This is a genomic window from Corynebacterium suedekumii (assembly GCF_030252185.1).
GTDB classification, from domain to species: domain Bacteria; phylum Actinomycetota; class Actinomycetes; order Mycobacteriales; family Mycobacteriaceae; genus Corynebacterium; species Corynebacterium suedekumii.
This window is the reverse complement of record NZ_CP126970.1, coordinates 2,519,620-2,534,542: the sequence shown is the minus strand read 5'-3', so window position 1 is coordinate 2,534,542 and position 14,923 is coordinate 2,519,620. Positions and strand designations below refer to the sequence as shown.

16 protein-coding genes are annotated in these 14,923 nt (G+C 69.0%); 13 read left to right on the top strand and 3 right to left on the bottom strand.

All coding sequences use genetic code 11. The annotated features are described in order from the left end of the window. The first annotated feature begins 34 nt into the window (after positions 1-34). The 5 genes from ffh to QP029_RS12685 all read left to right on the top strand — a co-directional run bounded on the left by ffh (position 35) and on the right by QP029_RS12685 (position 5,300). Positions 35-1,678: a signal recognition particle protein gene (gene ffh / locus QP029_RS12705; RefSeq protein WP_284874624.1), complete on the top strand. Its 1,644-nt coding sequence runs from the start codon at positions 35-37 to the stop codon at positions 1,676-1,678. Between the two features lie 21 nt (positions 1,679-1,699). Continuing rightward, complete coding sequence (locus QP029_RS12700; protein WP_284874623.1) at positions 1,700-3,214, top strand: arabinofuranosyltransferase; 1,515 nt, start codon at positions 1,700-1,702, stop codon at positions 3,212-3,214. Positions 3,215-3,229: 15 nt separating this feature from the next. Beyond that, positions 3,230-3,514, top strand: a complete 285-nt coding sequence (locus tag QP029_RS12695) for a hypothetical protein (protein ID WP_284874622.1) — start codon at positions 3,230-3,232, stop codon at positions 3,512-3,514. Between the two features lie 197 nt (positions 3,515-3,711). Further along, a complete protein-coding gene (gene rpsP / locus QP029_RS12690) occupies positions 3,712-4,272 on the top strand; it encodes a 30S ribosomal protein S16 (protein WP_284874621.1) in 561 nt (186 codons plus the stop codon). A gap of 83 nt (positions 4,273-4,355) precedes the next feature. Next, entirely contained in the window at positions 4,356-5,300 is a 945-nt protein-coding gene (locus QP029_RS12685) for a sugar-binding transcriptional regulator (protein ID WP_284874620.1), read from the top strand. 52 nt (positions 5,301-5,352) lie between these two features. On the opposite strand, the gene QP029_RS12680 is transcribed toward QP029_RS12685, so the two are convergent. Further along, positions 5,353-6,567 (bottom strand): NupC/NupG family nucleoside CNT transporter, encoded by a 1,215-nt coding sequence (locus QP029_RS12680; RefSeq protein ID WP_284874619.1) that lies wholly within the window; start codon positions 6,565-6,567, stop codon positions 5,353-5,355. Between the two features lie 5 nt (positions 6,568-6,572). After that, a complete protein-coding gene (locus tag QP029_RS12675; protein WP_284874618.1) occupies positions 6,573-6,980 on the bottom strand; it encodes a cytidine deaminase in 408 nt (135 codons plus the stop codon). Positions 6,981-7,152: 172 nt separating this feature from the next. Here QP029_RS12675 and QP029_RS12670 point away from each other — a divergent pair, with 172 nt between their 5' ends. Genes QP029_RS12670 through QP029_RS12660 form a run of 3 tightly spaced genes read left to right on the top strand, consistent with a single transcriptional unit; the run spans position 7,153 to position 10,681 of the window. Next, on the top strand, positions 7,153-8,439 hold the full coding sequence (locus QP029_RS12670) for a thymidine phosphorylase (protein ID WP_284874617.1): 1,287 nt from the start codon (positions 7,153-7,155) through the stop codon (positions 8,437-8,439). 11 nt (positions 8,440-8,450) lie between these two features. Next, complete coding sequence (gene deoC / locus QP029_RS12665; RefSeq protein WP_284874616.1) at positions 8,451-9,098, top strand: deoxyribose-phosphate aldolase; 648 nt, start codon at positions 8,451-8,453, stop codon at positions 9,096-9,098. Further along, positions 9,095-10,681: a phospho-sugar mutase gene (locus QP029_RS12660; RefSeq protein WP_284874615.1), complete on the top strand. Its 1,587-nt coding sequence runs from the start codon at positions 9,095-9,097 to the stop codon at positions 10,679-10,681. Before deoC ends, QP029_RS12660 begins: the two co-directional genes overlap by 4 nt. 196 nt (positions 10,682-10,877) lie before the next feature. Here the strand turns inward: QP029_RS12660 and QP029_RS12655 are convergent, their stop codons facing one another. Continuing rightward, the gene (locus tag QP029_RS12655) at positions 10,878-11,216 is read right to left on the bottom strand and encodes a cupin domain-containing protein (protein WP_284876254.1); all 339 of its coding nucleotides are present in this window, start codon (positions 11,214-11,216) and stop codon (positions 10,878-10,880) included. Positions 11,217-11,286: 70 nt separating this feature from the next. Here QP029_RS12655 and rimM point away from each other — a divergent pair, with 70 nt between their 5' ends. The 5 genes from rimM (at position 11,287) to QP029_RS12630 (ending at position 14,897) form a co-directional block, all read left to right on the top strand. After that, positions 11,287-11,886 carry a ribosome maturation factor RimM gene (gene rimM / locus QP029_RS12650; protein ID WP_432418684.1) on the top strand — a complete coding sequence of 200 codons (600 nt, stop codon included), beginning with the start codon at positions 11,287-11,289 and terminating at the stop codon, positions 11,884-11,886. Then, on the top strand, positions 11,883-12,719 hold the full coding sequence (gene trmD / locus QP029_RS12645) for a tRNA (guanosine(37)-N1)-methyltransferase TrmD (RefSeq protein ID WP_284874613.1): 837 nt from the start codon (positions 11,883-11,885) through the stop codon (positions 12,717-12,719). The genes rimM and trmD overlap by 4 nt, the downstream gene beginning before the upstream one ends. A 99-nt stretch (positions 12,720-12,818) precedes the next feature. Further along, entirely contained in the window at positions 12,819-13,214 is a 396-nt protein-coding gene (locus tag QP029_RS12640) for a hypothetical protein (RefSeq protein WP_284874612.1), read from the top strand. 64 nt (positions 13,215-13,278) lie between these two features. Beyond that, on the top strand, positions 13,279-14,172 hold the full coding sequence (locus QP029_RS12635; protein ID WP_284874611.1) for a DUF7916 family protein: 894 nt from the start codon (positions 13,279-13,281) through the stop codon (positions 14,170-14,172). Continuing rightward, on the top strand, positions 14,169-14,897 hold the full coding sequence (locus QP029_RS12630) for a DedA family protein (protein ID WP_284874610.1): 729 nt from the start codon (positions 14,169-14,171) through the stop codon (positions 14,895-14,897). Before QP029_RS12635 ends, QP029_RS12630 begins: the two co-directional genes overlap by 4 nt. Positions 14,898-14,923 lie beyond the last annotated feature (26 nt).

The following is a 14,923-nucleotide window of genomic DNA, read 5'->3' as shown; positions in this document are numbered from 1 at the left end:
TAGAAAATCCCCTACCACCAGGGAGAGTGCCCCAGTGTTTGAGTCTCTGTCCGATCGCCTCCAAGGCGCGCTCACCGGGCTGCGCGGAAAAGGCAGGCTGACCGAGGCGGACATCAACGCCACCGCCCGGGAGATCCGCCTGGCGCTGCTCGAGGCGGATGTGTCGCTGACCGTTGTCCGGGGCTTCATCAAGCGGATCAAGGAGCGGGCCGCCGGCGCCGAGGTGTCCGAGGCTCTCAACCCCGCCCAGCAGGTGGTCAAGATCGTCAACGAGGAACTCGTCGACATCCTCGGCGGCGAGACCCGACGACTCCAGCTGGCCAAGAACCCGCCCACCGTCATCATGCTCGCCGGCCTCCAGGGTGCCGGTAAGACCACCCTCGCCGGCAAGTTGGCCAAGCACCTGACCAAGCAGGGCCACACCCCCATGCTCGTGGCCTGTGACCTGCAGCGCCCAGGCGCTGTCCAGCAGCTGCAGATCGTCGGCGAGCGCGCCGGTGTGCCCACCTTCGCGCCCGACCCCGGCACCTCCATCGACTCCCACGAGCACGAGATGGGGACCTCGCACGGTGACCCGGTGGACGTCGCGAAGCGGGGTATCGACGAAGCCCGCCGCACCCAGCACGACGTCGTCATCGTCGACACCGCGGGCCGTCTCGGCATCGACGAGACGCTGATGACCCAGGCACGCAACATCCGCGACGCCGTCAACCCCGACGAGGTCCTCTTCGTCATCGACGCCATGATCGGCCAGGACGCGGTCACCACCGCCGAGGCCTTCCGCGACGGCGTCGACTTCACCGGTGTCGTCCTGACCAAGCTCGACGGCGACGCCCGCGGTGGCGCCGCCCTGTCGATCCGTGAGGTCACCGGCAAGCCGATCATGTTCGCCTCCACCGGTGAGAAGCTCGAGGACTTCGACGTCTTCCACCCCGAGCGCATGGCCAGCCGCATCCTCGGCATGGGCGACGTCCTCAGCCTCATCGAGCAGGCCGAGGGCATCCTCGACCAGCAGAAGGCCGAGGAGACCGCCATGAAGCTCGGCTCCGGTGAGCTGACGCTGGAGGACTTCCTCGACCAGATGCTCATGATCCGACGCATGGGGCCGATCGGCAACCTGCTGAAGATGCTGCCCGGCGGCAAGCAGATGAACGAGATGGCCGACATGGTCGACGAGAAGCAGCTCGACCGCATCCAGGCCATCATCCGCGGCATGACCCCCGCCGAGCGCGAGGACCCGAAGATCCTCAACGCCTCCCGCCGCAAGCGCATCGCTGCCGGCTCCGGTGTGGCCGTCAGCGACGTCAACCAGCTCGTCGAGCGCTTCTTCGAGGCCAAGAAGATGATGGGCAAGATGGCCGGCCAGTTCGGCATGCCCGGCGGCGGCATGAACCGCTCCGCCACGAAGAAGAAGCCCAAGGGCCGCAAGGGCAAGGGCGGCAAGCGCAAGCCGGTGAAGAACAAGCCGACCCAGCCGCAGCTGCCCGGTGGTATGCCGGGCATGCCGGGCGGGGGCATGCCCGACATGGCCCAGCTGCAGAAGCTCCAGGAGCAGATGGGTGGCGCCGGCGGCGGCATGCCGGGAATGCCGAAGATCCCGGGCATGCCGAAGATGCCCAAGGGATTTGAGAACATCGACCTGGACAACCTCGACTTCGGTCAGGGCGGAAAGAAGTAGCCCGGACCGGGGGAGAGCGGAGTGTGGACGAGGCAGACGCTGACCGGGGTGGTCCTCGGGTTGCTCAGCGCCGCCCTCTTCACCTGGCTCGTCGGCTCCGTCATCCTGCCCGCACCGGCCCCGGTGACGGCGGCCACGTCGGCGATGACCATCACCCTGACGGTGGTGGTCATCCTGGCGCTGTGGACCGGGGCGGACACGGCGCACCGCCGGTGGGGGCATCGGCCCCTGGTGGCCCACGGACTGCGGATTCTCGCACTGCAGGTGGCGGCCACCCTCCCGTTGGCCGCCCAGCTCCGCGGGACCGGACGCTATCTCAACGGCACGCAGGGGGACCAGTCCTTCCGCCTGGCCCTGGCCGAGAAGTACTCCGCCTACTGGACCCCGGTGGACACCTACTTCTCGGATCTGCCGTCCTACTACCCCGGGCTGTGGTTCTGGGGGCTGGGCCGACTGTCCGCCGTCACCGGGTACGAGGTCATCGACCTGTACGCCTTCTACAACCTGGCCACCATGGCGGTGGCGGTCACGGTCAACTACCTGTTGTGGATCGCAGCCCGGGTCGAGCGGCCCGGCATCCACGCCCTCACCACCGCCGTCGTGGGGACCGCCTTCGCCGCCTATGAGCCGTACTCCTGGGTGCTCCTGGCCCAGTCGCTGCCGCTGATCCTGCTGCTGTTCCGGGTGCTGGATGACCACCACACCCACACCCGCCGCCAGCTCATCGTCGTCGGCCTCCTCGCGGGGCTCATCGCCGGCGTCGCGCTGTCCATGTACACGTTGGCCGCTCTCTTCGCGGCCCTCGTGGTGGTCATCGCCCTGCTCCTGCATCACGGGCGGATCCACTGGCGTTCCGCGGCCGTGGTGACGGCCGTCGGCGCGGTGGCCGCCGCCGTCATCGCCGCGCCGTGGTGGTGGGGCTTTCTCACCTATGACGGTGCCGGGGCGGGGCACGGAAATGCCGCGGCCGGGTACAACCCGATGGTCGGTGCCTCCCTGGCCACCGCCCTCCAGCAGCCCGTGCCCTGGATGATGCTCGCGGCCGCCGGACTCGTCGCCATCGCCCTGCTCCATGACCGCCATCCGGTGATGAAGGCGGCGTTCGTGGCGGTGGCCGCCGTGGCCGCCTGGTACGTGCTCAGTGCGGTGGTCCACCTGGCCACCGACCCCACGCTGCTGGCGTTCCGGGGAATCCCGGTGCTCTTCCTGGCCCTGGCCGCCGCGGCGGTCCACGGTGCCGGCACCCTGCCGGCAGCCGGGGGGCAGGCCCGGGTCGACGCCGGCCGGCATGCGGTGGCGGAGACCGGCCCCGGGGCGGGGAGCAGGTGGAGTGTCCCGGCCGTCATCACGGCGATCATCGGCACGGTCCTGCTGCAGGCGGTGCCGGGGGAACTGGCGACGGAGATCGAGGGGGCCAAGGCGAGTGCCGGGGCAGGTCACACGCGTGAGGTGGTGCGCTGTCTGCAGGAGGGGACCGGCGACGATGATCTGGCCGGATTGACGGTGGCGTCCACGGACATGCTGCTGGCGGCGTAGGCACCGGTGTGGACGGTGTCGGCACCGGTGGTCGAGTACACCAACCCGCACCGTGATCTGGCGGTGCAGAAGGAGTTCATCGACGTGCTCGCCCGGGACGGCGTGGACGCGGCAGCCCGGGAGTTCGGAGTGGATGCCTTCGTGTTCACCCGCTCCGGAGACCAGGCGGACGTGCTGACGATGTGGCTCGTGCAGGAGGGCAATGAGCCGTACGGGACCGACCTGCCCCGGTCGGCGATCCCCGCGGACTGGTGGACGGCCGACGACTGCGGCGGGTTCATCGTGACGGTCGTGCCGTGACCTCCCCGGGCACTGCCGAGACGGCGGATTTCGGATCGGGCGGACCAGCCGGTATAGTTGTCCGGGTTCCTGCGTAGCGCCGCCACCGACCACGGTCGACCGGACACGTCACACGCAGGTGAAACCAAGGGTTGAACCGGCCCGCCGGCACAAGGCGGGTGACTGAACTGCCCAGTGACTCACATGAAGGAGCCAACATGGCTGTCAAGATCAAGCTCCAGCGCCTCGGCAAGATCCGTACCCCGCACTACCGCGTGGTTATCGCCGACGCCCGCACCCGCCGCGACGGCAAGGTCATCGAGAACATCGGCATCTACGAGCCGAAGCAGGAGCCGTCCCTGATCAAGATCGACTCCGAGCGTGCCCAGCACTGGCTGTCCGTCGGCGCCCAGCCGACCGAGCCCGTCCTGGCCCTGCTCAAGGTGACCGGCGACTGGCAGAAGTTCAAGGGCATCGACGGTGCCGAGGGCACCCTCAAGGTGGCCGAGGAGAAGCCGTCCAAGCTCGACCTGTTCAACCAGGCTCTCGCCGAGGCCAACGACGGCCCGTCCGTCGAGGACATCACCGAGAAGAAGCGCAAGGCCAAGGAAGAGGCCGAGGCCAAGGCCCAGGCTGAGAAGGAGGCCGCCGAGAAGGCTGCCGCCGAAGAGGCCAAGGCTGCCGAGGCCGCTGAGGCTGCCGAGGCTGCCGAGGCTGACGCCGCAGAGGCCACCGAGGACGCCGCCGAGACCGAGTCCGAGGAGAAGGCTGCGGAGTAATTTCCGGGTCTGAGGAAACCGCACCCCACCGGGTGCGGTTTTTTTTTCGTGTCCGGGGCCTGGGCGCTGCTAGGATTCCGGACATGGATAGTAGAGATGAGCAGGCACTTCGAGCGGCGAAGCTCTACTACGAGTCGGAGATGAGCCAGGCGGAGGTCGCCGCGGAGATCGGGGTGTCCCGGCCGACGGCCGCGAAACTGCTCCAGCACGCCCGCGAACGTGGCTATGTCACCGTGGAGATCCACGATCCGCGGGAGATGGGCGGCGAGCTGGCGGAACGACTGAGATCGCGCTACTCCTCCTTCGGGCTCGTCGAGGTACGCGTGGTCGAGGTCGCCCGCAAGCGGGACGATGATCTGCTCCGTGAGCTCGGTCGCATGGGGGCGATGATCCTGGAGGAGCACGTCCAGGACGGTCAGCTGGTCGGGGTGTCCTGGGGCAACACCATGTACTCGGTGGCCAAGTCGCTGCACCACCGGGCGCATCAGGGGGTGGAGATCGTCCAGCTCAAGGGAGGTCTGAGCTACACGCAGTCCTCGACGAACGACATCGAGACGATCAACCTGTTCTGCCGTGCCTTCGACGCCTATGCGCGGACCCTGCCGCTGCCGGTCATCTTCGACAACGTGGCGGCCAAGCGCATCGTCGAGCAGGACCGTCACATCGCCCACCTGCTGGAACTGGGCCGGCGCACGGACGTGGTCATCTTCACCGTCGGTGCCACCACCCGGGAGTCGCTGCCGCTGACCATGGGGTACCTCTCCGAGGAGGAGACCGCCCAGCTGGTGGACCGGGCGGTGGGGGATGCGTGTTCGCGCTTTTTCACCCGCGACGGTGAGGTGGCGCTGCCGAGTGTCAACGACCGGACGGTGGGCATCTCCCTGACCGAGCTGGCTAGCCGGCCCACCCGGATCCTCGTGGCCGGGGGAGTGGACAAGGCCGAGGCCATCGACACCGCTCTGCGGATGGGCCTGGCCTCGCACCTGGTCATCGACGCGGACACGGCGCGCACGATCCTCGAGGGCTGAGAACGACGAGACCCCCGGACCGTGGGGTCCGGGGGCGTCGATAAGCGAGGGGTCAGAAGGCGACCACGCCGACGATGGCGGCGTTGAGCATGTTGGTGAGGAAGCCGGCGAACAGGGCCCGGAGGCCGAGCTGCGCGACATCCGACCGCCGCTCGGGGACCAGCGAACCGAAGGCGCCGATCTGGATGGCGATGGAGGAGAAGTTGGCGAAGCCCGCGAGCGCGAAGGTGGAGATCATCACGGCCTTCGGGCTGAGGGTGTCCACGTACTCGGAAAAGGACGTGTAGCCGACGAACTCGTTGAGGATCGTCTTCTGGCCGATGAAGTTACCGACCAGGTTGGCCTCCTCCCACGGCACGCCGAGAGCCCAGGCGAGCGGGGAGAAGATGAGGCCGAACAGGCCCTCGAGCGACCAGTTCTCCTGGCCGAAGATGTTGCCGATGCCGCCGAGCATCGCCGAGAGCATGGCGATCAGCGCGACGAAGGCGATGAGCATCGCGGCGACGGTGACGGCGATGCGGCCACCGGCCATGGCGCCGGAACCGAGGGCGTCGATGATGTTCTTGTTCTCCTCGTCGCGCACGTGGCGCACGTCCGCGGAGGCGACGGAGACCTCGGTTTCCGGGATGAGCGCCTTGGCCATGATGAGCGAGCCGGGGGCGTTCATGACGGAGGCGGCGAGCAGGAACGGCAGCGGGGCGCCGAGCAGCGAGTAGCCGATGAGGGTGGAGCCGGCGACGGAGGCGAAGCCACCGGTCATGCAGGCGTAGAGCTCGGAACGGGTGAGCTTGGGCAGCCACGGGCGGATGACCAGCGGCGCCTCGGACTGGCCGAGGAAGATGACCGTCGACGCCCACACCGACTCGACCTTGGAGGTGCCCAGCAGTTTGTTGAGCACCGTGCCGACGATCTCCACGAACCACTGCAGGATGCGCAGGTAGTACAGGGCGCCGATGATCGCACCGAGGAAGATGATGACGGGCAGCACGTTGAGGGCGAAGACGAAGCCGATGTTCTCACCGAACAGCGGGCCGAAGACGAAGGACGTGCCCTCGGCGGTGAAGTCGATGAGCTTCTGGATGACGTCCGCGGTCCAGCGCAGCGCCTGGAAGCCGGGCTCCCATTTGAGCACGAGGAGGGCGAAGGCGATCTGCATGAGCAGGCCCACGCCGAGGGTGCGCCAGTTGATCTTCTTGCGGTGCTCGGAGAGCAGGATGACCACCGCGAAGATGAGCGCGATACCGATGAGTCCCTGGAATCTGTCCATGACGGCTACCTCGCCTCGAGTGCGTCGGGGCCGAAGGAGTTCGGCAGGATCTGGTCGAAGGGCAGGCTGACGGGCTGGCCGTCCTCGCCTTCGACGATGACGCGGTCGCAGTGGAACTCGCGCAGCACCTGGCGGCAGGCGCCGCAGGGCCAGCAGGGGGCGGCCTTGAGTCCGATGACGGCGACGGTGGCCACCTTCGGGGATTCACCTGCGGCGATCATCGTGGTCACGGCGTTGCGTTCGGCGCAGATGGCCTCACCGTACGCGGCGTTCTCGACGTTGCAGCCAGTGAAGAGGGTGCCGTCGTCGGTGAGGACGGCGGCGCCGACGGGGAATGAGCTGTACGGCACGTAGGCGTGCTCGGCGGCGCGGCGGGCGGCGTCGAGAAGCTCAGTGTCACTGAGTGTGGTCATGGCCGGGTCCTTTCTTGAGGGGCAACCATGAGGCGGGAACAAAAGAAAAAATGTTGGTTGACAATTGTTCTACCCGTGATGATAATCGGGTCATAGGATCCAGTGCAAGTAGCCCAGATCACACACTGTCACACACTGTCACACACATTCATCCCGATCATAGGAGAACCCCGTGGCCCCCGAATCCTTCGACGCCGTCGACGTCATCCGCACCAAACGCGACGGGGGTGAACTCTCCCACGCCCAGATCGACTGGATCATCGACGCCTACACCCGCGGACAGGTCGGCGACGAACAGATGGCCGCCCTCAACATGGCCATCTTCCTCAACGGCATGACCCGCGCCGAGATCGCCCGGTGGACGCAGGCGATGATCGACTCCGGCGAGACCATGAGCTTCGCCACCCTGTCCAAACCCACCACCGACAAGCACTCCACCGGTGGGGTGGGCGACAAGATCACCCTGCCGCTCGGCCCGCTCGTCTCCGCCTTCGGCGTCGCCGTCCCGCAGCTCTCCGGCCGCGGACTCGGCCACACCGGCGGCACCCTGGACAAACTCGAGGCCATCCCCGGCTGGCAGGCCGACGTCCCCAACGACCGCATGATGCAGATCCTCGAGGACTCCGGCGCCGTCGTCGCCGCCGCGGGCGCCGGCCTGGCCCCCGCCGACAAGAAGCTCTACGCCCTGCGCGACATCACCTCCACCGTCGACAGCATCCCGCTCATCGCCAGCTCGATCATGTCCAAGAAGATCGCCGAGGGCACCGCCGCCCTCGTCCTCGACGTCAAGGTCGGCTCCGGCGCCTTCATGAAGGATCTCGACACCGCCCGCGAACTCGCCCGCACCATGGTCGACCTGGGCACCGACGCCGGCGTGAACACCCGGGCCCTGATCACCGACATGACCACCCCGCTCGGCCGCTGCATCGGCAACTCACTCGAGGTCCGCGAATCCGTCGAGGTCCTCGCCGGCGGTGGTCCCGCCGACATCATCGAGCTCACCTGCGAACTCGCCCGGAACATGCTCGACCTCGCCGGGGTCCACGACGCCGACGTCGAAGCCGCCCTCAAGGACGGCCGCGCCATGGACTCGTGGAAGAAGATGATCGCCGCCCAGGGAGGCGACCCGGACGCCCCGCTGCCCGTCGCCCCGCACACCCATGACGTCCTCGCCGAACACGACGGCTACCTCACCGAGCTCGACGCCCTCGCCGTCGGCGTCGGCTCCTGGCGCCTCGGTGCCGGCCGCGCCCGCAAGGAGGACCCCGTGCAGGCCACCGCCGGCATCGAACTCCACGCCGTCCTCGGCGACAAGGTGACCAGGGGCCAGAAGCTCATGACCCTGCACACCGAGACCCCCGAGCGCTTCGACCGCGCCCTCGAATCCGTCCTCCCCGGCATCACCATCGGCGAGACCGCCCCCGCAGCCCGCACCCTCATCCACGACCGCATCAGCTAGAAGGACCCACCATGAACCGCACTGAACTGGCCCAGACCATCGACCACACCCTGCTCAAGCCCGAGTCCACCCCCGAACAGGTCGCCGACCTCATCGCCGAGGCCGCCGACCTGGGCACCTACTCCGTCTGCGTCTCCCCGTCCCTCCTGCCGGTCTCCGCGCCCGAGAGTGTCAAGGTCGCCACCGTCTGCGGCTTCCCCTCCGGAGCCGTCCAGCCCGAGATCAAGGCCGCCGAGGCCGCCCTCTCCGCCCGACAGGGAGCGGATGAGGTGGACATGGTCATCAACATCGCCAATGCCGTGCGCGACGACTTCGACGCCGTCGAGGCCGACATTCGCGCCGTCCGCGACGCCATCCCGGACACCCTGCTCAAGGTCATCCTCGAGACCGCCGCCCTGTCCGACGAGCAGATCACCCAGTGCTGCCTCGCCGCCGAGCGCGCCGGCGCCGACTACGTCAAGACCTCCACCGGCTTCCACCCGGCCGGCGGCGCCTCCGTCCACGCCATCACCCTCATGCACGAGGCCGTCGGCGGTCGCCTGGGCATCAAGGCCTCCGGCGGCATCCGCGACACCGACACGGCCCTGGCCATGCTCGACGCCGGCGCCACCCGCCTCGGCTGCTCCTCCTCCGCGGCCGTCCTGGAGGGCGTGAAGTGAACCCACAGGACTGGGTGGACCACGACCCCGATCCGACCACCCGCGCCGAGATCCAGGAGCTTATCGACGCCGCGTCCCCCGCCCTCGCCGAACGCTTCGCCGGCCCCCTCGAGTTCGGCACCGCCGGCCTGCGCGGCCCCATCGCCGGCGGCGAATCCGCGATGAACATCGCCACCGTCACCCGCGCCTCCGCCGGGCTGGGGGCCTGGCTGCTGTCCAAGGTCTCCCGGCCGAAGGTGGTCGTCAGCTGCGACGCCCGCCACCGCTCCGCCGACTTCCAGCGCGCCACCGCCGAGGTGCTCGCCGCCGCCGGCTGCGAGGTCATCCTCCTGCCGGCCCAGCTGCCCACCCCGGTCACCGCGTTCGCCGTGCGCCACCTGGGCGCCGACGCCGGCGTCATGGTCACCGCCTCCCACAACCCGCCCCAGGACAACGGCTACAAGGTCTACCTCGGCGGCCGGGTCGTGGCAGGGGACAACGAGGCCGGTGTCCAGCTCATCTCCCCGGCTGACAAGGAGATCGCGGCGCTCATCGCCGAGGCCGGCTGGGCCGACGAGGTCCCCAGGTCGACCGACGGCGTCACGCCCGTCGACGTCCTCGACGACTATCTCGCGCGCGCCGTGTCCCTGGTGCCGTCTGAGGATCGGGATCTGCCGATCGTCATCACCGCCATGCACGGCGTCGGCGGTGAGGTCCTGCGCACCGTCCTCGAACGCGCCGGCTTCACCCGCGTCATCCCCGTGGCCGAGCAGTTCGCCCCTGACCCCGACTTCCCGACCGTCGCCTTCCCCAACCCCGAGGAGGACGGCGCCCTCGACCTGGCCATCGCCACCGCCGAACGTGAAGGGGCCCGGCTCATCCTGGCACTGGACCCGGACGCCGACCGCTGCTCCGTCGCCGTCCCGATCGATGGCCGCTGGGTCCAGCTGACCGGCGACCAGGTCGGCGGCCTCCTCGGTGAGGACGCCGCCCGACGGCATGACGCCGGAACCCTGGCCAGCTCCATCGTCTCCTCCCGGCTGCTGGCCCGCATCGCCGAGCACCACGGCCTGGACTTCCAGCCCACCCTCACCGGCTTCAAGTGGATCGGCCGCACCCCGGGCCTGATCTTCGGTTACGAGGAGGCTCTCGGCTACTGCACCGACCCGGAGTTCGTCCGCGACAAGGACGGCATCACCGCCTGCCTGCGCGTCGCCGACCTCGCGGCCCGGATCGACCTGGGGGAGTTCCTCGCCGAGATCGGCAGGCAGTACGGCTGGTACGTCACCGCCCCGCTGACCATCCGGATGGCGGACCCGGCCGACATCGCCGCCGCACTGGAGCGCCTGGCCGCCGAGGCGCCGAAGCAGTTCGCCGGCTCGAACGTCTTCCGTATCGACGACCTCTCCCTCGGTTACCTCGGCCTGCCCGGCACCCCGGGACTGGCCATGGTCACCGACGCCGACGACCGGATCATCGCCCGCCCCTCCGGCACTGAGCCGAAGCTCAAGTGCTACCTCGAGGTCGTCGCCTCCTCGCAGGAGGAGGGCCGTGCCCGCCTCGAGGTGATCACGCGCGAGCTCGCGGAGGCACTGGGCGTGTAACCGGGTGCCAGATTCGCGCATCTGTCCGCGGCCGCCCGGTATCACCGCAGGTGGCCGCGGGCCGGGTCTGCCAGATGCGCGGATCCGGCACGGGCAACGTACAGATCCGCGCATCTTGCCGGCGGCCCGAAATCTGACCTGCGGATTCACGGAGGTCGCTGCGCAGATGCGCGGATCCGGCACAGTCCGGCGAGGGTCAGTGGCGTTCGCCGGTGAGCATCGTCACCAGGAGGACGTTCGCCTCGTCCGGGGCGTCGGCGGGACAGTCCACCCGGTGGGTGATGTGCTCCCGCAGATGGATGACCACACCCGGATCCAACGGAGCGGTCTGGTCCCCGCAGGTGAACTCGAGGGATCCGGACAGGCACTGCACGGTGATGGGGTGCGCGGCCCGGTGGTCCGGCAGGGACTGGCCCGGGGCGAAGGTGAACACGATGAGGTTGGCGCCGTCCCCCTGCAGCAGGCGCTGCACCGCCGGGCGGGGTCGCTGCGGGGCGGGGGAGGGGGCGATGTCGAGAAGCGAGAGGGTGGTCATCGCATCGGAATCGTGCACCTCGGCCTCGCCGAAGGTGGCGGGGGAGTTGACGGGGACGTGGGCATCGCTCATGGCCTCGAGGCTACCGGCTAGCATCGGGTGCGTGACTGAGAATGATGTGCAGATCGGGCGGGTGATCAAGCCCCACGGCGTGCGCGGCGAGATCGTCGTCGACCCCACCACAGATGACCCGACCGGGCGTTTCGCCGTCGGCGAGGTGCTCACCGGGAAGCAGACCGGCAAGACGCTGACCCTGACCGTGACGGCCGTGCGCCCGCACCAGGGGCGTCTGCTGGTCACCTTCGAGGAGATCCCCGGCCGCACGGAGGCCGAGTCGCTGCGTGGCGTGCGATTCTTCGCCCCGCCGGTGGTCGACGAGGACGAGGACGCCTACTACGACCATGAGCTCGTCGGCCTGCGCGTGCTCAACGTCGGTGACGTCACCGAGGAGGAGGCGCACGCGCGAGCCTACGAGGGGGCGCAGCCGGAACCCGAGGACATCGGTGAGATCATCGGCGTCGTCCGCGGCCCGGCGCAGCGGCTGCTCGAGGTCGCACTGGACAACGGCGGTCAGGCGCTGGTGCCGTTCGTCCACGCCATCGTGCCGATCGTCGACGTGGACAATGAGGCGATCGTGATCACGCCGCCGGAAGGACTGCTGGACCTGTGAGACTCGACGTCGTCACCATCTTCCCCGAGTACCTCGACCCGCTGCGCCACGCCCTGCTGGGCAAGGCCATCGAGCAGGGCATCCTCACCGTCGGCGTCCACGACCTGCGCGGCTGGGCCACCGACGTGCACAAGTCCGTCGACGATTCCCCCTACGGCGGTGGACCCGGCATGGTGATGAAGCCCGAGGTCTGGGGCCCGGCGCTTGACGACGTCGCCGCCGGCACCGCCGAAGGCCAGGTCCTGGACAGCTCCCTCCCGCACCTGGCCAAACCCCGCCACGATGACATCGAGGGCGTGGCTGCCCGGACCTATGAATCGGGGGAGGACTCCGACCTTCCCCTGCTCATTGTCCCCACCCCGGCCGGACAGCCCTTCACCCAGGCGGACGCCCAGGCCTGGTCGAACGAGGAGCACATCGTCTTCGCCTGCGGGCGCTACGAAGGTATTGACCAGCGCGTCGTCGACGACGCCGCCCAGCGCTACCGGGTCCGCGAGGTCTCCATCGGCGACTACGTCCTCATCGGCGGGGAAGTCGCCGTGCTCGTCATCGCCGAGGCCATCGTCCGCCTCATCCCGGGCGTCCTGGGCAACCGGCGCAGCCACGAGGAGGACAGCTTCTCCGACGGCCTGCTCGAGGGACCCTCGTACACCAAACCCCGGGTGTGGCGCGGGCTCGAGGTCCCGCCGGTGCTGTTCTCCGGCAACCACGCACTCGTCGACCGGTGGCGCCGCGATCAGGCCCTGCTGCGCACGCAGGCCGTCCGCCCCGAGCTGCTCAACCACGTCGCCCTGACCCCGCAGGACCAGGCGGTGTTGGACTCGGGCAGGTGAGGACGGGCATTCGGGTACGGGTATCAACCAGGTGGCCCGGTGCGGCCTCCCGATTCATCCCCCTGCTCGAATGCCCCTGAGCCCGCGTACCGTGGTGCCATGACCCCCGCGACGACCCCCGCGCCCCGTACCATCTCCACCGACCTCAACCTGCTCATCCGCCCCGCGGAGTGGCAGCAGCTCGCGCACGGACTGCCGGCCGCCCTGGCCGCGTCCGGGTACACCGTCACCAGCATCCACGGTGACGTCGTCGACCTCACCTGCGAGCCCGACAACATGCTGGTCACCCAGTTCGAGCAGGTCGAGGGGCATCAGCCGGTGGTGGAGGCGCTGCACCGGGTGATCATCAACGGCACCTCTGGCCTGCCGCTGCGGGAGGCGACCCAGGCCGTGGTGGCCGCGCTGCCGGACAACTCGTACTGGTACGGCACCTCATCGGAGGGGCCGACCGAGCCCGGGGTCTCTGCCGCCTGCGCCTGGCAGGACCGTTCCTGACCATGGCTGTCTACGACCCGGCATCGGCAGCCTCCAGCCTCATGAAGCACCCAGGGAGTATCCGATGAAACGACTCATCAGCGCCGACACCTCCGAGGTGCTCGGCTGGACGGCCGCGCAGCTCGCCCAGGCCATCCAGGCCAGCGAGGGGCGGGTGGTGCTCTCGGAGAACATCGCCCCCAAGCCGCCGATCATCGACGACATCACCAGCTCCGAGATCGCCCGCGCCTTCGGTGCCGACCTCGTCCTGCTCAACGGTGTCGACGTGTTCGACCCCGCGGTCCACGGCCTGGTCAGCGGGGAGGACATCATCCGGCGGCTCCGGCAGCTCATCGGCTGTCCCGTCGGCGTCAACCTCGAACCCGTGGACACGGATGCCGCGATGCTCGAGGACCGTCTCGACATCGCGCCCGGCCGCCAGGCCGGCGCGGAGACCGCCCGGCGCGCCGCCGAGCTCGGCGTCGACTTCCTGTGTCTGACCGGCAACCCGGGCACCGGGGTGTCCAACGCCCGCATCGCCGAGGCCGTCGGGGAGGTGTCCGAGGTGTTCGACGGTCTGCTCATCGCCGGGAAGATGCATGGTGCGGGCGTGGGGGAGAGGGTCGTCGACAAGCAGACGGCCGAGGCGTTCCTCGACGCGGGGGCGGACGTCCTGCTCGTGCCCGCCGTCGGCACCGTCCCCGGATTCAGTGCCGCCGAACTCACCGACATCATCCGGGCGGTGCACGCGCGGGGCAGGCTGGTGATGACGACCATCGGCACCAGCCAGGAGACCTCCGACCCCGCGACCGTCCGCCGCATCGCCCACGACAACAAGATCTGCGGCGCCGACATCCAGCACATCGGCGACGCCGGCCCCGGTGGCCTGGCGGACCCGATGAACATCGTCACCCTCAGTGAGACGATCCGCGGCCGACGACATACCATCTCCCGCATGGCACGATCGGTGAACAGATGACGCAGACCCACGACGAGACCGGCGGGTCCACGAGGGCGGACACGACGGGGAACCCGGAGGACAACCTCCCACGCTTCATCACCCACCCCGAGAAAGCCGACAAGTGGCTGCTGTTCGCCCTGTTCGCCATGGGCGCGTTCTCCCTGGCGATGATCCCGCTGCGCGCCTGGATGCTCTCCCACCCGGCGGTGTACACCCTCGCCGTCGGCGGCTACACCAGTGCCGTCGTCTCCGGCGCCAACGCCTCCGTGGGCAACGGTCACTGGCTGATCTTCCTGCTGGGCACCGTCATCGGCGCCACCAAGTTCCTGCCCATCTACTGGCTCATGGGCAAGCGCTGGGGCATGGAGTTCATCGACATGTCCCTGCAGTACATGCCCCGCGCCCACCGCTTCTTCCACCGCGCCGTGGAGAAGGAGACCGGGAAGACGAGGGCTCTGACACTGTCCCTCATCCCCCTGGGGTTCGCGCCGGGCCCGGTGCCGGGCACCATCGTCAACGCCGTCGCCGGCCTGCTCCGCATCAGGTTCTGGCTGGTCATGCTCATCAACGTGATCAGCGTCCTGGTGATCAACGGCATCATGATGTGGCTGGGCTTCCGTTACGGGGACGCGGTCCTCGACGTCGTCGAGGTGGTCAACCGCTACCTGCTGTGGATCACCCTCGGACTGCTGGCCCTGGTGTTCTTCCGGGCGTGGCGGCAGAACCGGAAGAAGCCGGCGTGACGGGACGGCGCGGTGAACGGAGACGA